17 protein-coding genes and 1 pseudogene are annotated in these 22,571 nt (G+C 75.3%); 13 read left to right on the top strand and 5 right to left on the bottom strand.

The window, feature by feature from the left end:
* Nucleotides 1-148 precede the first annotated feature (148 nt).
* Nucleotides 149-1,120: a hypothetical protein gene (locus RVR_RS22830; RefSeq protein ID WP_202235657.1), complete on the top strand. Its 972-nt coding sequence runs from the start codon at nucleotides 149-151 to the stop codon at nucleotides 1,118-1,120.
* 451 nt (nucleotides 1,121-1,571) lie between these two features.
* Here the strand turns inward: RVR_RS22830 and RVR_RS22835 are convergent, their stop codons facing one another.
* The 4 genes from RVR_RS22835 to RVR_RS22850 all read right to left on the bottom strand — a co-directional run bounded on the left by RVR_RS22835 (nucleotide 1,572) and on the right by RVR_RS22850 (nucleotide 6,076).
* Nucleotides 1,572-2,261: a TetR/AcrR family transcriptional regulator gene (locus tag RVR_RS22835; RefSeq protein WP_237404901.1), complete on the bottom strand. Its 690-nt coding sequence runs from the start codon at nucleotides 2,259-2,261 to the stop codon at nucleotides 1,572-1,574.
* Between the two features lie 95 nt (nucleotides 2,262-2,356).
* The gene (locus RVR_RS22840) at nucleotides 2,357-3,442 is read right to left on the bottom strand and encodes an IS110 family RNA-guided transposase (protein ID WP_202235658.1); all 1,086 of its coding nucleotides are present in this window, start codon (nucleotides 3,440-3,442) and stop codon (nucleotides 2,357-2,359) included.
* A 229-nt stretch (nucleotides 3,443-3,671) separates the two neighbouring features.
* Nucleotides 3,672-5,042 carry a polysialyltransferase family glycosyltransferase gene (locus RVR_RS22845; RefSeq protein WP_202235659.1) on the bottom strand — a complete coding sequence of 457 codons (1,371 nt, stop codon included), beginning with the start codon at nucleotides 5,040-5,042 and terminating at the stop codon, nucleotides 3,672-3,674.
* Entirely contained in the window at nucleotides 5,042-6,076 is a 1,035-nt protein-coding gene (locus tag RVR_RS22850; RefSeq protein ID WP_202235660.1) for a glycosyltransferase family 2 protein, read from the bottom strand. The genes RVR_RS22845 and RVR_RS22850 overlap by 1 nt, the downstream gene beginning before the upstream one ends.
* A 185-nt stretch (nucleotides 6,077-6,261) precedes the next feature.
* Here RVR_RS22850 and RVR_RS22855 point away from each other — a divergent pair, with 185 nt between their 5' ends.
* The 5 genes from RVR_RS22855 to RVR_RS22875 all read left to right on the top strand — a co-directional run bounded on the left by RVR_RS22855 (nucleotide 6,262) and on the right by RVR_RS22875 (nucleotide 13,263).
* Nucleotides 6,262-7,563: a DUF6716 putative glycosyltransferase gene (locus RVR_RS22855; protein WP_202235661.1), complete on the top strand. Its 1,302-nt coding sequence runs from the start codon at nucleotides 6,262-6,264 to the stop codon at nucleotides 7,561-7,563.
* Between the two features lie 139 nt (nucleotides 7,564-7,702).
* Nucleotides 7,703-9,025: an acylneuraminate cytidylyltransferase gene (locus RVR_RS22860; RefSeq protein ID WP_202235662.1), complete on the top strand. Its 1,323-nt coding sequence runs from the start codon at nucleotides 7,703-7,705 to the stop codon at nucleotides 9,023-9,025.
* 142 nt (nucleotides 9,026-9,167) lie between these two features.
* Nucleotides 9,168-10,106 (top strand): N-acetylneuraminate synthase family protein, encoded by a 939-nt coding sequence (locus RVR_RS22865; RefSeq protein WP_202235663.1) that lies wholly within the window; start codon nucleotides 9,168-9,170, stop codon nucleotides 10,104-10,106.
* A 238-nt stretch (nucleotides 10,107-10,344) separates the two neighbouring features.
* Nucleotides 10,345-11,403, top strand: coding sequence for a hypothetical protein (locus RVR_RS22870; RefSeq protein WP_202235664.1), 1,059 nt, complete (start codon nucleotides 10,345-10,347; stop codon nucleotides 11,401-11,403).
* Between the two features lie 354 nt (nucleotides 11,404-11,757).
* Nucleotides 11,758-13,263, top strand: coding sequence for a glycosyltransferase (locus tag RVR_RS22875; RefSeq protein WP_202235665.1), 1,506 nt, complete (start codon nucleotides 11,758-11,760; stop codon nucleotides 13,261-13,263).
* Between the two features lie 30 nt (nucleotides 13,264-13,293).
* Here the strand turns inward: RVR_RS22875 and RVR_RS22880 are convergent, their stop codons facing one another.
* The gene (locus tag RVR_RS22880; RefSeq protein ID WP_202235667.1) at nucleotides 13,294-14,157 is read right to left on the bottom strand and encodes a DUF3152 domain-containing protein; all 864 of its coding nucleotides are present in this window, start codon (nucleotides 14,155-14,157) and stop codon (nucleotides 13,294-13,296) included.
* Nucleotides 14,158-14,433: 276 nt separating this feature from the next.
* On the opposite strand from RVR_RS22880, the pseudogene RVR_RS22885 reads away from it, so the two are divergent.
* From RVR_RS22885 to RVR_RS22915, 7 genes and pseudogenes are all read left to right on the top strand, one after another.
* Nucleotides 14,434-15,072: pseudogene (locus RVR_RS22885) on the top strand (response regulator transcription factor); the annotation flags it as partial.
* 231 nt (nucleotides 15,073-15,303) lie between these two features.
* A complete protein-coding gene (locus RVR_RS22890; protein ID WP_202235669.1) occupies nucleotides 15,304-16,767 on the top strand; it encodes a sensor histidine kinase in 1,464 nt (487 codons plus the stop codon).
* Between the two features lie 23 nt (nucleotides 16,768-16,790).
* Nucleotides 16,791-17,414 (top strand): GerMN domain-containing protein, encoded by a 624-nt coding sequence (locus tag RVR_RS22895; protein ID WP_202235671.1) that lies wholly within the window; start codon nucleotides 16,791-16,793, stop codon nucleotides 17,412-17,414.
* A gap of 273 nt (nucleotides 17,415-17,687) precedes the next feature.
* Nucleotides 17,688-18,209 (top strand): MarR family winged helix-turn-helix transcriptional regulator, encoded by a 522-nt coding sequence (locus RVR_RS22900; protein WP_346731470.1) that lies wholly within the window; start codon nucleotides 17,688-17,690, stop codon nucleotides 18,207-18,209.
* A gap of 59 nt (nucleotides 18,210-18,268) precedes the next feature.
* Nucleotides 18,269-19,651 (top strand): MFS transporter, encoded by a 1,383-nt coding sequence (locus RVR_RS22905; protein ID WP_202238953.1) that lies wholly within the window; start codon nucleotides 18,269-18,271, stop codon nucleotides 19,649-19,651.
* Nucleotides 19,652-19,952: 301 nt separating this feature from the next.
* A complete protein-coding gene (locus tag RVR_RS22910; protein ID WP_237404902.1) occupies nucleotides 19,953-21,155 on the top strand; it encodes a M20 family metallopeptidase in 1,203 nt (400 codons plus the stop codon).
* Between the two features lie 154 nt (nucleotides 21,156-21,309).
* Nucleotides 21,310-22,338, top strand: a complete 1,029-nt coding sequence (locus RVR_RS22915; protein WP_202235675.1) for a BMP family lipoprotein — start codon at nucleotides 21,310-21,312, stop codon at nucleotides 22,336-22,338.
* Nucleotides 22,339-22,571: the final 233 nt, after the last annotated feature.

Raw genomic sequence — 22,571 nt, forward strand, 5'->3', positions numbered from 1 at the left:
GGAGTCGGCGGACGGTGGTCGCACGGCGGCCGCGCGCGTCCGGCGTCCCGCGTCGCCCCGCGTCCCGGCGCCACCCCTTTGCACCTCGGCGGCCCGCGTCGCCTCGCGGCTCCGGACGGCAGGCCCCAGGGCCCGGTGAGGATGTGGCATGAGTGACGACGGACGGCCGGCGGGGGTCCCGCACCCGCGACGCCCCGAGCAGGTGCCGCGCCCGGGCGGATATCCCGGCGGTACGAGCCTGCCGCGCGGGACGTGCGACGCCGGCGACCCGCAGGCCGCGGGCGGCCGTGACGGCGTGCCCGGTGCTTCCTGCGGCGGGCCGCGCTGGCTGACCGGCGACGCCGCGGAGGCGCTGCTGTCGGGCCGCCAGGTGCCGCTGGCCGACGGGCGGGAGGAGGGCGAGGCGCGCCGGCTGGCGCGGCTGCTGCGGGCGGCGGCGGCCGAGCAGGCCGCGCTCCGGTCACTGGACCCGGCCCGCGAGGAGGAGGCGCTGGCGGCGTTCCGCGCGGCGCGGGTGGTGGAGCCCGGGGCGGCCGTGGGTGCCGGTGGCGGGTCGGCCGGGGGCGCTGGTGGCGCTGCCGGGTCGGCGGTCGGTGTGGGTGCGGGTGCCGGTGACGAGGCCGGGGTGGCCGACACGCTTCCCGAGCCGGTCATGGTCGGCGGCCGCGCCGCGGCGTCCCCGCGGTCCGCGCGCCTCCTGGTGGTGCGGCGGACGAGGAGCGGCCGGTCCGCCCGGATGGTGCTGGCCGCGGCGGCGTCGGTGGTCGCGCTGGGCGGGGTCGCGGTCGGCGTGGCGGCCACCGCGGAAGGCACCGGCGGGCGGGAGCCGGCCCGGCCGGCCGGCAGCAGCAGCGTGCCCGCGCCGCTCGCCTCGGAGGGCTCCGCATCGGCCGGCGCCGGGGCCACCGGCCGGCGCGCGGTGATCCCCGGGAAGACGCCCCGTCCGACCTCCACCGGCGCCGCACCGCCCGCGTACGGCACCACGTCGCCGCCCGGCGGCGACCAGCCGGCCCCGGCGGCACCGGGCCACGCCGACAACGGCCACGGCAACGGCGCGGCGAACCGCCTGAACCACGGCCGCCACCTCGGCTGGGGCCGCGGCCACACCCCGTCCCACTGACCCGCGGCGCCGTGCGGCGCCCCGCGGGAGGCACGGCGGATGGCTTCGCGGCCGCGCGCGGGGCGGTGGAACCCGGGGCCGGGTGCCGCGGTGGTGGGGCGGCGCGAGGGGAGCCGGCCCTGCACGGAGGCGGTGTCATGGGCACGGCGGGCAGGCGGGTCGTGCGCCCGGGTGGTGCCGGGTGACACTTCCGGGGCCCGCGCCGCCGTTAACAAGTGGGTCGACTGGTCATCGGCCCGGTGGGCGCCGGCTCTCCCCGTGCCGGTGCCCACGACACAGAGCGCGGCCGGGTGCGTTTTCCCCCTGCCCGGCCGCGCTCGCTCCGGGCCGGTGGCCGGGGCGGCCGACGGCCGGGGCGGCGAACGGGGCGGCCAACGGCGTGACGCGCCCGCCCGTCAGGCGGACCGCGCCCGCGCGGACCGGCGCCGCGGACCCGCGTCGGCGATCCGCGTCAGCGCGTGGCGTAGGAGAGGACTCGCTCGCCGAGGAGCGACTCGACGGAGTCGAGCAGCGTGAGGGCGCCCTCGGCCACGGTGCCCGGGGGACAGCCGGCCCTCGACCGCTCCCCGATCTCGCGGAACAACTGCTCCTGCGCCCAGCCCAGTTGGGAGGCGATCAGGCGCGGCATGGGGTCGCCCGGTACCGCGCCGGTCTCGGTGGCGAGCGTCTCGGCGAGCGCGTCGACCATCTCGCGGTTGGTCGCGTCGAGCCGGGCGGACAGCGTGGGCTCGGCCCGGACCATCTCCAGGAAGCGGCCGAAACCCTGGGTGAGGCCGACCATGCGGTCGCCGTGCCGCAGCTCGCCGCGCAGCGCGGCGAGGACGGCGCCGGCCGCGGACTGGCCGGGCGCGCGGTCCCTGACCATCTGCACCATCCGCTGCGCGGACGCCTCCTCCGGGTAGAAGACCAGGTCCTCCTTGGAGGGGAAGTACGTGTAGACGGTGTTCACGGAGACTTCGGCGGTGCGGGCCACCTCGGCGATGGTCACCCGGGCGAAGCCGTGTTCGAGGAACAGTCCGGTGGCCACCTCCGCGATGTGCCGCCGGGTCTGCCGTCTCTTCTCGTCACGCAGCCCGGCCGCGAGGATCGCCTCGGCGCGTGTCGGCTGTTCGCGCAGACTCCCACGGGTGATGTCGCTCACCGTTCCATCGTAGGGCAGGGCGTATGAGCTCCCGTGTCCGTTAATCGGGGCACCCGGCCGCCGGGGGCCGGGTGCCCGGGATGCTCCTATGCTTGTCAAGCGGCCGGTGCGAGGTTGGTTTGAGTGATTCGTTCCGTTGGTGTGGTGGTCAGGGCGCGGTAGACCTCGCGGGCGACGAATCGCTTGAGGCAGCGCATGATGTCCTTCTTGTTCAGCCCTTCCTTGGTGCGTCGTTCGACGTAGGCGCGGGTGCGTTCGTCGAAGCGCATGCGGGTCAGGACGATGGTGTGCAGGGCGTTGTTGGCGGCCCTGTCGCCGCCGCGGTTGAGTCGGTGGCGGTGTGTGCGGCCGGAGGACGCCGGGATCGGTGCGACTCCTGCCAGGTGGGCGAACGCGGCCTGCGACCGCATTCGTTCGGGGTTGTCCCCGGCGGAGGCGAGCAGTTGGCCGGCGGTCTCGGGCCCGACCCCGAACAGCTCCAGCAGCTGCGGGGCGGCCTGCTTGACCAGCGGGCCGATCTCCGCGTCCAGCTCGGTGATCTCGGTGTCCAGTGCCTGGAGACGGCGGGCGAGGCGCCGCAACGATCCCCGGGTCGCCGCCAGCGGCCGCGAGAGGTCCTCGCCGGGTCGCAGCCGGGCCAGGGTGCGTATCAGCGCGGCCCGGTCCAGACCGGCGACCTGCTCGCGCAGCATCGCGGGGGCCGACACCAGCAGGCCGCGGATCTGGTTCATCGCCTGGGTGCGGGCCTTGACCGCGCTGCGGCGGGCGAGTCGCAGGACCCGCACGGCCTCGACCACGCCGTCCCGGCTCTTGGGGATGCCGGCGGCTCGGCCCGAGAGCACGGCCGTTGCGGCGGCATAGGCGTCGATCGGGTCGGACTTGCCCTTCATCCGCCGTGTCTTGCGGTCTGGCCGGTCTACGTCGAAGACGGTGACCCCGGCGGCGGTCAGCACGCGGGCGAGCTCGGCGCCGTAGGCACCGGTGCCCTCGACGCCGACCGCGACCAGGTCGCCGTGCGAGCGCATCCAGTCCAGCAGGTACCGGTAGCCGCGGATGGTGGCCTCGAACTCGCGATCGGCCAGGTGCCGGCCGATGGAGTCGATCACGGCCGCGTGGTGGGTCAGGCCGTGGGTGTCGACTCCGCCGGTGATCCGCGGCCCGTCGTGCGTCATGCTGGTCATGTCCGTCCTTGCGTATCCGTACCGACGAGGGCGGCACGCGCCGGTCGGGCGGGTGGACAAGACAGTGACGGGGCTTATGCGACAAGCTCCTATGAAGTCACAAGCGCCCGTCCGGCCGCGTGCGTGGTGACGCCCGGATGGGCCGACAAATCCCAAACAGGACAGTCGAGACGTCAGTCAGCCGAGGGGTCAGACCCACCAGCAGCGTCACCACGTCACATCCTCACTGTCAGCCGAGCGCCGCCTTCTTCAGCGCGCGGGCGCCGCGCGCCACCTGGCGGACGGCGCGCACCCGCGGCACCAGCGACCGCTTGGCCGGGAGCGCGCCGGGCAGGCCGAGCGAGGTCAGCCGGCGGCGCTTGAAGTACGGCCGCGCGCCGGACCCGAGGTGGGCCTCCAGCCAGGCCACGGTCTCCGCCCGAAGGTGCGGGTACGCCTCGGACTGCATGCAGTAGCCGACGGCGTGCAGCAGCGGGGTGAGGTCGGCGGCCACCTGCTCCGGCGAGGGCGCGGTCCAGGCGCGTACGGCGGCCGCGTCGGACACGTCGGGCAGCAGCGCGTGCACCAGGGTCACCGGCACCCGGTTGCTGTTCTGGTACGGCGAGAGCCGGTCGAGCAGCAGCTTGGTGCCGCTGCGGGCGACGGGGATGCCGTAGAGCGCGGACGCGGTCAGCAGCGCGGTGGAGAAGCAGCCGGCCACCAGGGCCGGGCGGGCGCGCTGGTAGACCACCTCGGCGAGCACGGGGCTGTCCAGCACGGTCAGTTCGGCGCCGAGCGCCCGCGCCTCCTCCCGCAGCGGCTCCAACCAGTGCGAGGGCGCGGTCGGGTGCGGCTTGAAGACGAGCCGGCGGTGGCCGAGCGCGACCGCGCCGCGCACCAGCGACAGGTGCAGCCGCTCCTCCTCCTCGACGGTGAGGATGCCCAGCGCCGACAGGTACTGGCCGAGCAGCAGGGCCGCGTCCCGCGGCAGTCCGTCCACCGGGTCCGGTGCGGCGCCGTATCCGAGGGTGGCGTCGGCGACCTCGGTGAGCACCTTCGTGAACGCGGCGCTCGGCACCACCCGCGAGGGCACCTGGAACTCGCTGAGCAGCAGGGGCTCCAGGCCGGGCACCAGGTCGAGGTGGAGCAGTGCGTCGATCCGGGTGTCCACGAGCAGCCCGAGCTTGTTGCGGGTCGGGCCGTAGGACATCAGGCCGTCGGCGTAGACGGTGATCGGGGCGCCGGTGAAGACCTGGGCGAAGGAGAGGGCGGGCGCGACCTGGATGGACTCCACCACCAGGTCCAGGTCGTCGTCGCCGAGCCGCCACAGCGTCCGGAAGTACCGGTCCCACAGGGGGACCTCGTCGGTCCGGGGCGACCAGCCGCCCGGGTGCAGCGGCCGGATCGCCTCGTTCCAGGACACGACCCGGTCGAAGCGGGAGCGCAGCGGCTCGAAGCCGGGCGCCAGGTCCGGCGCGTCGTGGGTCTCGGGCACGCCGGCGTTGTTGCTGACCACGAGGACGCGGCGGTCGGCCGGCGGCAGCGCGCCGGCGTCGGCTGCCGCGGCGAGCGTGGCGATCCCGTACAGGGTCGAGGCGAGGAGGAGTTGGGTGCGGGCCATCACGCCACCGCCGATCCGCCGGCGGCGTTGTCGCGCACGTCGGCCTCGCCGTCGGCACCGGGTCCGCCGCCGGTTCTGGCCGCCGTCCGGCCGCGCAACCGCCGTACGCGGGCACTGCGTTCGTCGTCCATCGAGTCGAGGGCCGCGGCGAGCAGGTCCGCGGGCAGCCGGCCGAGCGCGGCGGCGGACAGCGCCTTCAACCGCCGGGCCAGCGCGGGTTCGAACCGGTCGATGTTGTCCAGGTGGTGGGCGATGATCGCGCAGTAGTTGCGGATCGCCTTGGGCAGGAAGCGCTCCTCGTCGGGGTCGCCGGCGAGTTCGGCGATCACCTGGTCGAAGGAGCGGACGAAGTCGAGCTGGCGTTCGTCGCCGATCTGGGTCAGCGAGGTGGTCACCCCGCGCCGGTAGTGCACGCCGAGCAGGCCGACCACCGCGCAGGACCGGGCCTCCCGGTGCAGCCGCCAGATCCAGGGCCGGTCCTCGGCGGTGCGCAGGTGCTCGGGCATGTGCACCAGGCCCTGTTCGACGATCCGCCGGTGGTAGGCGCCGGCCCAGGAGTACGGGTAGTCCACGAGGGTGGGGCGGTCGGCGGGCAGGATCGCCGAGCGCGGGTCGATCCGGGCGTTGCGCCGGCCGTGCGGGGCGCGGATCACGTTGCGGCTGGAGCCGGTGCACTGCACGTGGTCGGTGCGCAGGAAGTCGACGTCCAACGCGTCCATGGCCGCGACCAGTTGCGGCAGGTAGCCGGGGGCGAGCCAGTCGTCCCCGTCCATGAAGGTGAGGTACTCGCCCCGGGCCGCGTCGATGCCCGCGTTGCGCAGCGCCGCGACACCGGTGTGGTCGCGGCGGATGATCCGGGCACCCGGCAGCGAACCGGCGCCCTCCTCCAGGAGTTCCGGAGTCCGGTCGGTCGACCCGTCGTCCATCAACAGGAACTCGAAGTCCTCGCGGGCATTGGCCCGCAGGCTTCGCAGCGCGTCGGGGACGAATGGCTGCACATTGAAAAACGGCACGATGACGGAGAGCTTGACCACCCGATTACCTTAGGTCCCCGTCCGGCCCGGTACTTGGCCGTGCGCGTACTTCCAGGTAAACGGAGAATGTCGGACGGGTGTGCCCTCTGCGACGGAATGCGGCTCGCGAAGTAGCGGCATTCTGTTTACCTTCCGTTGGCCTTCGATTAGTCCGTTCCACCCACCCGCTTCCTACTGTCTGCGATGTGCCAGAACGTACGTCAGGGCCCCTGCGGGTCACGGTGATCGCCGATTCGGACACCCGGTGGAAGTGGGGTGCGCTGACCGCGCGCCGGATCGCGCCGGACGCGCGGATCGACGCCCGGTTCCTGCGCGGCCGTGCCACCCCCACACCGCGCCAGCTCGCCGAACTCGGCATCACCGCCGACTCGATGACCGAGCAGACCGCCGCGGAGATCCTCGCCGAGGTGAGCGCCGACGGCTGCGACGTGCTCGTCGTGTCCTGCGTGGGCGGCACCATCCAGTGCTTCCTGCACGGCTTCGACCGCGCCTGGCGCGGCCACCCGCGCCGCCCGGTGGTGGTCACCGGCTACGTCGGCGTGGTCTACGAGAAGCTCGCCGACGGCCTGCTGCTGCGGGCCGGCGCCGACGTGGTCCTCGCCAACAGCACCGACGACGCCCTGCGCTTCCGCTCCGTGTACGAAGGGGTCGGCTTCCCGACCGGCGCGATCGTGGAGACGGCGCTGCCGTTCCTGGACGGCGCACCGTACCGGCGCGATCCCGGTACGCCGTTCACCGTCACCTTCGCGGTGCAGCCGTCCGCGCCGGCCGAGCGCCCGGACCGGCTCTACCTGCTGCGCCGGGCCGTCGAGCACGCCCGCCGGCACCCCGAGCGCGAGGTGCTGGTGAAGCTGCGCAGCATGCCCGGCGAGCAGACCACGCACGTCGAGGAGCACCCCTACCAGCACCTGATGCAGGCGCTGGAGCCGCCGGAGAACGTCTCGCTGGTCTACGGGGCGATGGGCGAGGTCCTCGACCGCACCGACCTGCTGGTCACGGTCAGTTCCACCGCCGCGCTGGAGTCGCTGTACCGCGGCATACCCACCGCCGTCCTCACCGACCTGGGCATCCGCGAGCCGCTCGGCAACCACCACTTCCTCGGCTCGGGCTGCCTCGCCTCCTGGGACCAGCTCGACGACGGCGAGCTGCCCCGGGCCGACCCCGCCTGGACCGCCGCCCACGGCGTGGCCCCCGGCGATCCGTACGCCGATCTGCGCGCCCGCGTACAGGGCCTGCTCGCCGCCGGCCGGCTGCCGCGGCTGGCGCCGTACTACACGCTGCGCACCGCGCCCGGCTACCTGCCCGGCATCCTCGCCCGGCAGGGCCTGGACCCGGAGGGCCTGCCCGCGGTGCGGGCCGCCGCCGGCGGCAACGGCAACCGGGTGCGCAAGGCCGCCCGCCGGGTGCTGCGCAAGTCCGCGCGCACCGCCTACCGCCAGGGCGTGCAGCGCGTCGCCCCGGCCATCCGCCGCTGGGGCCAGCTGTGAGCCGGCCGCGCACCGCGGGCCCCGGGCGCGGTGGGACGCCGCCCCGGACCCCGCACACGGCCACGTGCCCCCGCCGCGCCCGAGCGGCGCACCCTGCCGCGCCCGCGGCCCGTACCGCCCCCACGACAGGAGCCGCACGATGACCCAGACGATCACGCCCGCGGGGGAGCCGTCCCGCGCCCCGGCCGGCGAGGCCCGGGTCCTCGCCGTCATCCCGGCCCGCGGCGGCTCCAAGGGCGTGCCGGGCAAGAACGTCGCGACGGTCGGCGGGGTGCCGCTGGTGGCCCGCGCGGTCCGCGCCTGCGCCGCCGCCCGCCGGATCGGCGTGACGGTGGTGTCCACCGACGACCCGGCGATCGCCGAGGTGGCGCGGTCGGCCGGTGCCGAGGTGGTGCTGCGGCCGGCGGCGATCGCCGGCGACACCGCGACCAGCGAGGCCGCGGTGCTGCACGCCATGGACGCGTACGAGGCGATGAGCGGCGCCGCCGCCGACGTGGTGCTGCTCGTCCAGTGCACCAGCCCGTTCGTCACCGGCGGGGAACTCGACGGCGTGGTCGAGGCGATCACCGTGGGCGGGGCGGACACCGCGCACACGGTGGCGCCCTTCCACGGCTTCGTCTGGCGGGCCGGCGGCCCGCACGGCGCGGACGAGGAGGCCGGTGCGCGGGGCGAGGCCGGTGCGGGCGGCACGCAGGGTGCGGGCGGCGCGCACGGCGCGGGCGCGGACTTCCGCGGCAGCGGCGTGGGCGTCAACCATGACAAGTCCACCCGCCCGCGCCGCCAGGACCGTCCGCAGGACCTGCTGGAGACCGGTGCCGCCTACGGGTTCCGCGCCGACGGCTTCCGCGCCGCCCGGCACCGCTTCTTCGGCCGTACCAGCCTGGTGTGGACCGACCCGGCCCGGGTGCTGGAGATCGACGAGCCGGCCGACCTGGAACGGGCCCGCGCGCTCGCCCCGCTGCTGGACGCCGGCGCCGGCACCCCGCGCCGCGACGACGTGGACGCGGTCGTCCTCGACTTCGACGGCACCCAGACCGACGACCGGGTGCTGATCGACTCCGACGGCCACGAGACGGTCGCGGTGCACCGGGGCGACGGCCTCGGCATCGCGGCGCTGCGCCGCGCGGGCGTGCCCGTGCTGATCCTGTCCACCGAGACCAACCCGGTCGTGGCCGCCCGCGCCCGCAAGCTCAAGGTGCCGGTGCTGCACGGCATCGACCGCAAGGACCTCGCGCTCAAGCAGTGGTGCGAGGAGCAGGGCATCGCGCCCGAGCGGGTGCTGTACGCGGGCAACGACGTCAACGACCTGCCGTGCTTCGGCCTCGTCGGCTGGCCGGTCGCCGTGGCCGGCGCCCACGACGTGGTGCGCGCCGCGGCGCGCGCGGTGACCACCCGGGAGGGCGGGGACGGCGCGATCCGCGAGATCGCCGCCTGGCTGCTCGGCCCCTCGCTCGCCCGCTGAGCCCACCGCCGAGTCCACCGCCGAGCCCGCCCGCCGGTCCCCGGCCCGGCCCCTTCCCAGCCATCCCGGTCCTCGCCTCCCCAGGGCCCCGCGGCCCGCGCCAACCCCCTGTCCCAACCCCCGTAGTGAAGGAACACACGCCGTGACCACGACCCTCCCCGCCAACCTCCGCGCCGTCGGCTCCCGCCACATCGGCAACGGCCAGCCCGTGTACATCACCGGCGAGATCGGCATCAACCACAACGGCGACCTGGAGAACGCGTTCGCCCTCGTCGACGCGGCCGTGGCCGCCGGCTGCGACGCGGTCAAGTTCCAGAAGCGCACCCCGGAGATCTGCACCCCGCGCGACCAGTGGGAGATCGAGCGCGACACCCCCTGGGGCCGGATGACCTACATCGACTACCGGCACCGCGTCGAGTTCGACGAGGACGGCTACCGCGCCATCGACGAGTACTGCCGCAAGCGGGGCATCGACTGGTTCGCCTCCCCGTGGGACGTGCCCTCGGTGGAGTTCCTGGAGAAGTTCGACGTGCCGGTGCACAAGGTCGCCTCGGCCTGCCTCACCGACGACGAGCTGCTGCGCGCGCTGCGCGGCACCGGCCGCACCGTGGTGCTGTCCACCGGCATGTCGACGCCGAAGCAGATCCGGCACGCGGTCGAGGTGCTGGGCAGCGACAACATCGTGCTCTGCCACGCCACGTCGACCTACCCGGCGAAGCACGAGGAGCTGAACCTGCGCATGATCAACACCCTCCAGGCCGAGTTCCCGAACGTCCCGGTCGGCTACTCCGGCCACGAGGTCGGCCTGCAGACCACGCTCGCCGCGGTCGCCCTCGGCGCGGTCTTCGTCGAACGGCACATCACCCTCGACCGCGCCATGTGGGGCTCGGACCAGGCCGCGTCCGTCGAGACCCAGGGCCTGGAGCGGCTGGTCCGCGACATCCGCATCATCGAGACCTCGCTGGGCGACGGCGTGAAGAAGGTCTACGAGGGCGAGCTGGGCCCGATGAAGAAGCTGCGCCGGGTGCCCGGCGTGGTGGCCGAGTCCGAGGCCGAGCAGCCGGCCGAGGCGACCGTCTGAACCGTCCGTCCGTCCGTTCTTCCGGGCGGACCGGTCCGGTCGGTTCGCCGGGCCCGGCGGACGCCCGTTCCCGCCTGCCCGCGCCTCGCCGCCCGGGCAGCGCTCCCCTCGGCGAGACCGGGGGGAGTCCCCCAGCGCCCGCGCCCGGCGTGCGGCTCCTTCCGCGGAGGGACGGCACGCGGGGCGCGGGTCGGAGTCGAGGGCGGACGCGTACGGCCGCCCACCGAAAGGAACCCCCATGGCCGACCGGCCCGCCCCACCGGGTGCCGTCGCGCTCGTCGAGTCGCCCGTGCAGCTGCTCAACGTGCTGGAGTGGGCCCACGTCCGGCCGCCCGCCGCCCCCGGTGAGCGGGCGGAACCCCTCACCGTCGTGGTGCTCTCGCCCGCGGACCCGACCAGCCGCGGCCAACTGCGGCGGATGGCCGAACTCGCCCGCGACGAGGGTGCGCTGGTGCGCTGGTACGAGGCGCGCGGCGGTCGCGGCGGGCTGCTGCGGACCGCGTTCGCCCTGGCGCCGACGCTGATACGGGTGCGCCGGCTGGTGATCGGCGACCCGTTCTCGCGGCTGGTGCAGGTGCTGCTGCCGCTGTGCCGGGCGAGGGACATCACGGTGGTCGACGACGGCACCGCGACCATGGAGTTCACCGAGATCCTCGCGCGGCGCGGGAAGCTGGTGCGCTGGCACCGCAGCGGGAAGCGCCGCTCCCCGGCCGACGTGGCCTTCGGCGCCTTCGCCCGCGGTGCGCGCCGGCGGCTGACCCCCGGCCGGCGCTGCCGGATCGAGCTGTTCAGCGCGATGCCGGCCACACCGCCGCCCGGGATGGCGCTGCGGGCCAACCGGTTCGCCTGGACCCGGGGGCGGTTCGGGCCGCCGCGGACGCTGGCCGGTACCGACCTGATCGGCACCTCGCTGGTCGAGACGGGGGTCGTCGATCCCGAGCGGTACCTCGCGGTGGTCCGCGGGCTCGCCGAACGCCACGGCGCCCGGCGGTACTTCGCGCACCGCCGGGAGGCGCCGGCGAAGCTGCACCGGCTCGCCGCGGAGACCGGGCTGGAGATCGTGCGGCCGGACCTGCCGCTGGAACTGGTGGCCCGGCGCGGGCCGATCGGGCGGGCCGTGCTGTCCTTCCCCTCGACGGTCGTCCACACGTTGCCGCTGGCGCTGGCCGGGACCGGGGTGGCGATCACCGTCTGCGACATCGACGAGGAGTGGCTCACCAACGCGGCGTCCCCGCGGGCGCACACGTTCCTCACCGACATCACCGACAAGGCGCGCACCCTCCACAACCTCACGTAGCAGGGCGCCCCCGTCCCCCCGGGGTGCCCCGTCCCGTCCGTCCCGGGACCACCCGCCGGCGGGGGCTGGCCGCGCCGTTCCCCGCGCCCCCGGGCAGGTGCGGGTCCTTCCGCGGACGACGGGTGCGCCCCGCAGGGGGGCGGGGAACTGCGCGGCCGGCCGCAGGGGACCGCAAGGCTCCGGAACCCGCGGGACGGGGAACTCTGGAGAGAACCGTCCACCGGGAGGTGGTCCGGAACCCGCGGGACGGGGATGCCCGGAGGGGACCGTCCACCGGGAGGTGGTCCCGGAACCGACAACTGCGGGCCACCCGGGGGGTCACGCACGTTCACCTCCGTGGGATCGGATGCGGGAATGGCGGAGCCCTCACCCCGGCCGGCGCTGCGCGTCGTGATCGTGACGGACGGCGCACTGGACGGCGACTCCCGGGCCGTGCGCGTGGCCTCGGCCGCGGACACCGCGGGGTACGCGGTGACGCTGGTCGGAACGGGGCCGGCGAGATCGGCCCCGCCCTCCGTCACCGTGCGGGACGTCACCGTGGAGACCGCGCTCGGCGGCCACCGCGAGCGCCGCCCCCGCCCCGGCCTGCGCTGGCCGCTCGCCTACCGCGGCGCGGAGGCGTACGAGCGCCGCACCGCGCTCCTGGCCGCGTACCGCTCGCTGCTGGCCACCCGCGCCGCCGAACTCGACGTGATGCACCGCCCGTTGCCGCTCCAGGCGTTCGCCCGCGCCGGCCACGGCCTGACGTTGGCCGGGCTGGCGGTGCGGGCCGGCTGGACCGGGCTGCGCGCCGCCCAGCACCGCGCCGCGGTGGAGCGCCGGCGCACCCCGGACACGCGGCTCGACGACCTCGCCGCGGAACTCGCCCGCCTGGCGTTCGGCCGCCGGGCGTGGCGGCGGCTGGACCCGGCCCTGCTGGACCAGGAGGTCGCCTACGGACCGGTGCTCGACGCGGTCCGCCCGCACCTGATCCACGCGCTCGGCCACCGCGCGCTGGCCCTGGCGATCCGGGCCGCGCTGCGCGCGGAGGGCGCCGGGCACCGGATCGAGGTGGTGTGGGACGCGCCGCCGCACGTCCCCGCCGCCACCCGGCGGGCCGCCGTCGTGGACGACGCGCTGCTGCGCTCCTACGCCCGGGAGGCCGACGGGGTGGTCACCGTCGGCGACCGCCTCGCCGGCGAACTGCTGGTCCGGCACGGCCTGTCCACGCTCCCCACGGTGGCCCGCAACACCCCGCCGGCGACCCGGGTGACCGGCCGCCGCGACGCCGGGGTACGCGCCCGCTGCCGGCTCGGCCCGGACGTCCCGCTGCTGGTGCACACCGGCCCGGTCACCCCCGACCGCGGCGCGTCCACCGTCGTGGAGGCGCTGCCGAAGCTCTACGACCTGCACGCCGCGTTCGTGGTGCCCGACCCGGACGACCCGTACCTGGCGGAGCTGCGCGACCGCGCCTCCCGGATCGGCGTGCACGCCCGGCTGCACGTGGTGCGGTACGTGCCGGTGCCCGAGATCCCGGCGTTCCTGTCCTCGGCCGACATCGGCGTGCTGCCGGTGCACCAGCTCCCGCACCACCAGACCGTCCTGGCCACCCGCTACTACGAATACGCCCACGCCCGGCTGCCGGTCGTGGTCTCGGACGTGCGGGCGATGGCCGCGGCCACCCTGGAGGCCGGCAACGGCGAGGTGTTCCGGGCCCGCGACACCGCCGACTTCGTGCGGGCGGTCGGCGCGGTGCTCACCAACCCGCGCCGCTACCGCAAGGCGTACGACCGGGTGGAACTGCTGCGGCAGTGGTCCTGGCAGACCGAGTCCGCGCCGCTGCTCGACCTGTACGCCCGGCTGCTCGGCCCGCTGCGCTGACCTTCCGCCCGCGCGGGTCCGGCCGGGTGGTCAGGCGACCGGCGGACCCTGGATGTAACGGCCGTCGGCGTCGTACGGCCAGGCGTTCGCCTTGCAGCCGTGCAACCCGTCGATCTGCTGCATCATCACCGGTGCGAGCCTGCCGGCGCCGGGGCAGCCCTCGTGGCCGTGGCCGATGCGGTGGCCCACCTCGTGGTTGATGATCAGCGCCCGGTAGTCGTCGATCGGTCCGGGGAACTGCGGCGAACCGAGCAGCCAGCGCTTGAGGTTGACCACGACGGTCGCGCCGACGTCGCAGTTGACCTCGCCGTGGGTGTGCAGCCCGGCGGCGCCGCAGATGGCGTCCACCGTGTCCGGGGTGGCGATCTTGACGACGAAGTCGGCGGGGCCGGAGGAGACGAGCTGGAAGCCGTCGCGGCCGTCGTCGGTCCAGCCGCGCGGGTCGGCGAGGATGCCCTGGATCTCCTTCGCCGCGGCCTGGGCCGCCACGCCGGTGCCGCCCTCGACCTCCACCTCGTAGCGGCGTATGTCGCCGTGCCCGACCGCCTCCCCGGACGCGTCGGCGGTGGTGAAGGTGCCCGAGCCGTGCGTCGGGACGGTCGGGGTGACCGACGGCCGCGGCGAGCCGGTCGCCGGAGGCGGCGCGGTGCCCGTGGTCGGGCTCGCGGGCGTCGCGGGCGTCGCGGGCGTCGCGTGGCCGCCGGCGGCACGCGCCGGCGCCGTGTCGGCGTGCGCCCGGCTGCCGGAGCGCACCGCGAAGAGCGTCACCCCCAGCAGTGCCAGGAAGGCCAACCCGAGGACCAGGTAGGGGCCTCGGTGCCCGGGCGCCCGCCGGGACGCCCGCCCGTGACCCGTGCGGGGGGCCGCCCTCCGCCTGCGTGCCCTGCTGCCCATTCCACGTCCTCTCCGGTCGACGGCATGACGGCGCACCGGTACGACGGCGGCGGGGGAGGGGGACCGGGCGACCGCGTACGGTGCGTGCTGGCCCCAGGCTCACGCCGGCACATGATGGCTCTTGGCCCGTGAGGTCACGAAGGTGCAACGGCCGGCCGGACGTGCCTGCTGGGGCCGTCGGCGCGGAGCCGGCCCGTGTGACCGTTCTGCAACAGTCGCCCTCCGACGGGCGTCCGGCCCGCCCGCCGGCCGGACGGCGTGCCCATACTGATGCGCGTGTCCCGGGTCCTGCTGATCGAAGACGACCCCGCCGTGCGGCGGGGCATGGAAGTGGCGCTGCGGCACCGCGGGCACACCGTCACGTCCGCGCCCACCGGCGAGGAGGGGCTCGCCCTCCTGCGCACGCGGCGGCCGGACGTCGTGGTGCTCGACCTGATGCTGCCCGGCATGCGCGGACTCGACGTCTGCCGGCGGATACGCGACCGCGACCAGGTCCCGATCATCATCGTGACCGCCCGCGGCGACGACGTGGACGTGGTGGTCGGCCTGGAGGCGGGCGCGGACGACTACGTGGTCAAGCCGGTGCGGGCCGGCGTGCTGGAGGCGCGGATACGCGCGGTGCTGCGCCGTACCGACCCCGGCGCGGCCGGCCGGGCGCGGCCGGTGCCGAGCACCTACGGCGACCTCGTGGTCGACCGCGCGGCCATGGTGGTCACCTACCGCGGCGAGCCGGTGCCGCTCGCCCCCTCCGAACTGCGCCTGCTGCTGGCGCTGTCGGCCTCGCCCGGGCGGGTGCTCAGCCGCCAGCAGTTGCTGGAGCAGGTCTGGGAGCACAGCTACCACGGCGACGTGCGGCTGGTGGACGCGTGCGTGAAGCGGCTGCGGGGCAAGCTCGGCGGGAGCGGCGGCGGTCCGGCGCCAGGTCCCGGCCAGGTGTCGGGCTCGGGCTCCGGTCCGGTGGCGCGCCAGGGTTCCGCGTCCGGTTCGGGCCCGGGTCCGAGTTCGGCGTCCGGCTCCGGCGCGGGTGCTTCCGGCCGTTCCGGCAACTCCACCGCCCACGGCGGGAGTTCCGGCTGCATCGAGACGGTGCGCGGCTTCGGCTACCGCTTCCGCGCGGTGTGAGGGCGGCCGGACGCGATGGTCAGGATGCCCGGAGCCGTACGCAGTCTGCGATTCCGCCTCGTCGCCGGCTTCGGCCTGATCGCGGCGGTGAGCGCCCTCGGCACCGGCGCCCTGACCTTCCGCGAGGCACGCACCGGGGTGCTCCAGCAGAGCCAGGACACCGTCGTCAACCAGTTCCGGGACAGCGTCGACGCGCTGACCCCCGGCATCCCGCCCCAGCCCGGGCAGGCCGAACTGTCCTCCCTGGTGGACGACCTCGCCACCACCCACCGCTCCCAGCACTGGCGGGTGCTGGCCACCTACGGCTCCCTGCGAGCCGGCTCGCAGCCCGGCGACCGCTTCCCCGAGCTGAGCGCGGAACTGCGCCGGTCGGTGCGCACCCGCAAGGTGGCGGTCTTCCAGCGCGTGCACATCGGCGGCGCCTCCTCGCTCGTGGTCGGCCTGCCCGTCGTCCACGGCACCGGGGACGACGAGCGGGTCGGGTCCGGGCTCGCCTTCTACCTCGTGGTGCCGCAGACCACCGAGCAGCGCTACGTCACCGCGCTGGTCGGAGCGGTCGAGCGGGCGGCGCTGCCCGCGCTGTGCCTGGCGGTGCTGCTGGCGCTGTTCGTCTCCCGCGGCGTGCTGCGCCCGGTGCGGGCGCTGCGCCAGGCCACCCGCAGGATGGCCGCGGGCCACCTCGACACCCGGCTCAACGTCAACGGGTCGGACGAACTCGCGGACCTGTCGGCGGCGTTCAACGAGACGGCGGTGGCGCTGGAGCGGTCGGTGTCCGAGCTGCGCCGGATGGAGGCCCAGGCCCGGCGGTTCGCCGCGGACGTCTCGCACGAGCTGCGCACGCCGCTCGCCGCGATGTCGGCGGTCACCGACGTGCTGGACGAGGAGGCGGCGGGCCTGGAGCAGGGCACCGCCGAGGCGGTGCGGCTGATCAGCGAGGAGACCGAGCGGCTGGTGCGGTTGGTGAACGACCTGATGGAGATCTCCCGGTTCGACGCGGGCGCGGCCGAACTCCACCTCGACGAGATCGACCTGGCCGAGTCGGTGCGGCGCACGCTGGCTGCGCGCGGCTGGGGGGAGGGGGTGGAGCTGCGGCTGCCCGGGCCCGGGGACCTGCGGGCGGCGGTGGATCCGCGGCGGTTCGACGTGGTGGTGGCGAACCTCGTCGGCAACGCGCTGCGGCACGGCGCGCCGCCGGTCACGGTGACGCTGGAGCGGGCGGCGGAGCCGCCGGGGGCGCGGCTGGTGGTGGCCGACCACGGGCCCGGGATCGCTCCGGAGGCGCTGTCGCAGGTCTTCGAGCGGTTCTACAAGGCGAGTTCGGCGCGCACCCGGAGCGAGAGCAGCGGGCTCGGGCTGGCGATCACCGCGGAGAACGTGCGGCTGCACGGGGGCACCGTCCGGGCGCGGAACGCGGCGGGGGGCGGCGCCGTCTTCACGGTGGAGCTGCCGGAGCGGCCCGCGGGCGCGCGGTCGGGGGAGGACACGTGAGGGCGCGGCGCGGGGGAGGGGGCGTGAGGGCGCGGCGCGGCGGAGGGGGCGCGAGGGCGTGGCACGCCGGCGCGGCCGGTGCCGCGGGCGCCGCCGCGCTGGTGCTGCTCGCCGGCTGCGGGGTGCCCACCACCGGCGTCATCGACGTGGGGGTGCCCGTGGACGGGCTGCCCAGCGGGCCGGCCGCGCTCCGCGTCGTGCCGGTCTACTTCCTCGACGCCGACGGCCGGCTCCAGGCGGCCGAGCACACGGTGCCGGACGGGTCGGAGCCGGAGGCCGCGGCGGTGGACCTGCTGCTGGCCGGGCCCGCGGCCGCCGGGCGCCCCGACCTCACCACGCACCTGCCCCGGTCCCCGGTGGCCCCCGCGGTGGGCGTGCGGGGCCGTACGGTCACCGTGGCGCTGCCCGCCCCGGTGCCGCGGCTCGACGCGCTCGCGATGGAGCAACTGGCCTGTACCGCCTCGGAGGCGTGGCCCGCGGCAGTCCCCGCCGCCGTGTCCCCCTTCCCGGGCGCGGCATCCCCCGGACCCGGCCGGCAGCCGGTCCGGATCGACGTGACCGCCCCCGGCTGGCACCTCACCCGCACCTCCCCGTCCTGCCCCCGCCCCACCGCGTCCCCCTCCGCCGCCTCCGGAGGTGTGACCTAGCGGCCCGCGGCCCGCGGCCCGCGGCCCGCGGCCCGCGGCCCGCGGCCCGCCGGTCGCCGGTCGCCGGTCGCCGGTCGGAGGTCAGCGTCCGCAGCCCGCAGCCCGCAGCCCGCAGCCCGCAGCCCGCGGCCCGCCGGTCGGAGGTCGGCGTCCGCGGCCCGCCGGCCGACGAGGCGCGGGCGGCCGTCGCGCCCGTGCGCACCGCCCCGACTCCTGACAGGCGCGCCGAAAATGTTTTGACAGTGTTTGTATAAGTGCTGTTGCATCGGCGGAATGGACGGCACGGAGCAGGCGCCCGGGGGCGCCGCGGGGAGCGACCCCACCGAGGAGGGGCTGTGGCGGCCGCTGCGGCTGCTGCTCGCCGAGATGGACGACGACATCGGGCGGATCTACGCCGAGGCGGCGCTCGACGGCATCAGGCCCGCGTACGTGATGGAACTCCTGCGGCTGCACGCGCGCGGCCCGATGACGATCACCGAGCTCGCCGCGTCCGTGCACCGCACCCACTCCGCGGTCAGCCAGAAGGTCGCGGCGATGCGGTCCGCCGGGCTGGTGCGGACCGTGCCGGGGTCGGACGCGCGGACCCGGCAGGTGGTCCTCACCGCGAAGGCGCGCCGGATGGCGGGCCGGCTCGCCGCGGAGTGGCGGGCCACCGAGCGGGCCAGCGCCGAGCTGGAGGCCGAACTGCCCTACCCGCTCAGCCGGGTCGTCGAGGACATGCGCGCCGCCCTCGCCCGGCGCGGCTTCCACGACCGGATCGCCGCGCTGCTCGCGGAGGACCCCGAGTGGGGCTGAGGCCCGTGCGGCGGATCGCGCCGGACGCCGCGAGCCCGGCGGGATCCGCCGGACGGGCCCTGAGGCGCCTGCTCGTCGACACCGCGCCGCTGCGCGTCTCCCCGGCGTTCCGACGGCTGTGGACCGGGCGGGCCGTGTCGGGGTTCGGCGCGCAGATGACGCTCGTCGCCGTCATGTACCAGGTGTGGCAGGCGACCGGCAGCACCGTGTGGAGCGGCGCGGTCGGCCTGGCCCAGGCCCTGCCGGTGGTGGCGCTCGGGCTGCCGGCCGGCGCGGTGGCGGACCGGGTGGACCGGCGCCGGCTGTGCCTGGGGTCGGCCTTCGGCCAGGCGGCGTGCTCGGCGCTGCTCGCCGTACAGGTACTCGGCACCGGCTTCCCGGTGGCCGCCGTGCTCGGCCTGCTCGCGGTGCAGTCGTCGTTCGGCGCCTTCTCCGGTCCGGCGTCCGGCGCGTTCCTGCCGCAACTGCTGCCCAGGGAGTCGCTCGCGGCCGGGCTCGCCCTCAACCGGATCGCGTTCCAGGCCCAGATGCTGCTGGGGCCCGCACTCGGTGGGATCGTCATCGGCGTGTGGGGCGTCGGCGGCTGCTACCTGCTCGACGCGGTCTCCTTCGGCGCCGGGCTCTACGGACTGTTCGGCCTCCCGGCGAAGCCGGTTGCCGCCGCGCCCGCGGAGGAGGCGGCCACCGCGGTGACGACCGCCGGGTCCGCCACGGCCGTCCCGACATCCGCGGCCGTCCCGACACCCCTCGCCGTCCCGACACCCGCGGCCAGCCCGACGGCCGTGGCGGACCCGGCCGCCGAGGAGGCCCCGGCCGTCGACGGGCCGGCCCGGCCCGGGCTGCGCGGTGTCGCCGACGGCCTGGCCTTCCTCGCCCGCACCCCCGCGGTCCGCGGCGCCCTGCTCACCGACCTGGCGGCCACCGTGCTGTCCATGCCGATCAGCCTCTTCCCGCTGGTCGACACCGAGCGGTTCGGCGGCGATCCGCGCACCCTCGGCCTGTTCCTCAGCGCGATCGCGGTCGGCGGGATCGCCGCCTCGGTGCTGTCCGGGTCCTTCACGCGGCTGGCGCGCCCCGGCACGGTCATGCTCGCCGGGTCCGCGCTGTGGGGCGTCGCGCTGGCGTGCTTCGGCCTGTCGACGCGCCCGTGGGCGGCGCTGGGCTGCCTGGTGGTGGCCGGCGCCGCCGACACCGTCGCGGTGGTCTCGCGCGGCACCATCGTGCGGCTGCACACCCCGGACGCGCTGCTCGGACGGGTGGGCGCGGCCGAGCAGATCGTCGGCCAGGCCGGCCCGGACCTGGGCAACATGCGCGGCGGCCTGGTCGCGAGCGCCTGGTCGGGCACGGCCGCGCTGGTCAGCGGCGGCCTCCTGTGCGTGGCGGCGGTGGGGGCGATCGCGTGGGGGTTCCGCGAGCGCTCCCCCCGGGTCGCCCTGCCCTGACGCCTCCGCGGCCGCGCGCTGTCGGGCCACAGGGCCGTAACACCGGCGCCGTAAGGTGAAGGGGGCCCTGAAGGGGCCGCACGCGTGAGGCGCCGCGGGGCGCGCGTTGCCTCGCGTCCGCTCGTTCGTTGAGCGACTATGGATGTGTTCATGCCTGAACCCCAAAAGGGAGGGCATACCCCTGAGGATGACCAGGTATGCGCCGATCGGCCGTTTCTTTGCTCCTCCCGTCAGCACAGAAGAACATCGTTTTTCCCGATCACCCGATGAGGAGCAGGTCGTGGGGCATACCGTGACTTGGGTGAATGACTCACCCGCAGCGCCGTCCGGCGCGCCAGCAGAGGCCGTACTGACCGAAGCGCTGCGCGCCGAACTGATCGCTTTCCGCCGCGACCTGCACCGCCACCCCGAGCTCGGCCGGCAGGAGTTCCGCACCACCGAGCAGGTCAGGGCCCGCCTGGCGCAGGCCGGGCTCTCCCCGCGCGTGCTGCCGGCCGGCACCGGCCTGGTCTGCGACATCGGCTCCGCGGCCGACGGCCGGGGGCGGCTCGCGCTGCGCGCCGACCTCGACGCGCTCCCGGTGCCCGACACCAAGCAGGTCGCGTACCGCTCCACCGTCGAAGGCCGGGCGCACGCCTGCGGCCACGACGCGCACACCACCGTGGTGCTCGGCACCGGGCTGGTGCTCGCCGAGCTGGACCGGCTCGGGCGGCTGCCGCGCCCGGTCCGGCTGGTCTTCCAGCCGGCCGAGGAGGTCATGCCCGGCGGCGCGCTCGACGCGATCAAGGCGGGCGTGCTGGACGGCGTCGAGCGCATCCTCGCGGTGCACTGCGACCCGAAGGTCGAGGTCGGCCGGATCGGGCTGCGGGTCGGTCCGATCACCTCCGCCGCGGACAAGCTGAAGCTGGTGCTGGACGGCCCCGGCGGCCACAGCGCCCGGCCGCACCTGACCACCGACCTGGTGATGGCCGCGGCGAAGCTCGCCACCGAGCTGCCCGCGGTGCTCTCCCGCCGGGTCGACCCGCGCTCGGGCCTGAGCATCGTGTGGGGCCGGATCGAGGCCGGGCACGCGGCGAACGTCATCCCGCAGCACGCCGAACTCGAGGGCACCGTCCGCTGCCTGGAGCTGGGCGCCTGGCACGACGCCCCCGACCTGGTGCACGAGGTGGTCGACCAGATCGCCGCGATGTACCGGGCCAAGTGCGAGATCGCCTACCAGCGCGGGGTGCCGCCGGTGGTCAACGAGGCGACGTCGGTGGAACTGCTGCGCGACGCGATGGCGCGCCGGTTCGGCGCCCACAGCGTGGAGGACACCGAGCAGAGCCTCGGCGGCGAGGACTTCTCCTGGTACCTGGAGCAGGTGCCCGGCGCGCTGGCCCGGTTGGGCGTGCGGGCGGTCGGCGACCACACGGCGCGCGACCTGCACCAGGGCGACTTCGACATCGACGAGGGCGCCATCGCGGTGGGCGTGGAGCTTTTCACCGCCGCTGCCCTGCTGTCCTGACGGGACGTGAGGCCCCGGCTACCGGGGCTTCACCTGGTCGAAATGCGTCGATCCGATAACGGGTCTTCATGCGGTCTTTACCTGGGATCTACGCGCGTTAAGCTCCGGCTTAGCCAGCGCCGGATCGGGCGCTTCCGAACTGAAGGGGACCCTCTTGCGCCGGGTATCCAAGATCGCTGCCGCGGGTGTCGTGTCCGCGGCCCTCGCGCTGACCGCGACCGCGTGCGGAAGCAGTTCCACCGACAGCGGTGGCAAGGACAAGGGCGTCGGCATGGCGTACGACGTCGGCGGTCGTGGCGACCACTCCTTCAACGACTCCGCGGCCCGGGGCATGGACAAGGCCACGAAGGAGTTCAAGCTCGGCGAGAAGGAGCAGACCGCCAGCCAGGACGAGACCGAGTCCGACCGCGAGGAGCGGCTGGACCAGCTTGCCGGAGCAGGCTACAACCCGGTGATCGCGGTGGGCTACACGTACGGCGACGCGGTGACCGCGATAGCCAAGAAGTACCCCAAGACCACCTTCGCGATCGTCGACTCCGTCGTGGACGCGAAGAACGTGGACAGCATGACCTTCTCCACCGAGCAGAGCTCGTACCTGGCGGGCGTCGCGGCCGCGTTGAAGACCAAGACCGGCAAGGTCGGCTTCATCGGCGGCGTGCACAACACCCTGATCGGCACCTTCCAGGCCGGCTTCGACCAGGGCGTCAAGGCCACCAAGCCCTCGGTCCAGGTCACCGACCAGTACCTGTACGAGACCGACTCCAAGGGTTTCGCCGACCCGGCCGCCGCCTCCGGCAAGGCCAAGGGCATGCTCGACAAGGGCATCGACGTCATCTACACCGCGGCCGGCCTGTCCGGCGACGGCTCGATCCAGACGATCGCCGGCAAGCCCGGCACCTGGGCGATAGGCGTCGACTCCGACCAGTACCAGGACCCGGCGCTGACGAAGTACAACAAGCAGATCCTCACCTCGGCCGTGAAGAACGTCGACGTGGCGGTGTACGACCTCATCAAGTCGGTGCACGACGGCACGCCGAAGACCGGCACCAACACGTACAACCTGGCCAACGGCGGTGTCTCGCTGGCGACGTCGGGCGGCTTCATCGGCGACATCCAGTCGCAGCTCGACGCGGCCAAGCAGAAGATCGTGTCGGGGGCGATCAAGGTCAAGTCCACTCCGTGACCCGATCCGGGTGAACCGGTCGTCCACGGCGGGACCGCAGCGCGGAGGCTCGGCAGGGGGGTTGTTCCGGCACCCCCCTGGCCGGGCCTTCCCCGTGCCGTGGCAGCCTGCCTGCGGTGGATCCGTGCGGCGGGTCCCCGTCGCGGAGTCCCGGACGGGAGTTCCGTGCTGTGGATCTCCGCCGCGACGCGCGTAGATTCACCTTCGCGCGATACCTTCACCCCCACGTTCCG

The sequence above is a fragment of the Streptomyces sp. SN-593 genome, from assembly GCF_016756395.1.
Taxonomy (GTDB): Bacteria; Actinomycetota; Actinomycetes; order Streptomycetales; family Streptomycetaceae; genus Actinacidiphila; species Actinacidiphila reveromycinica.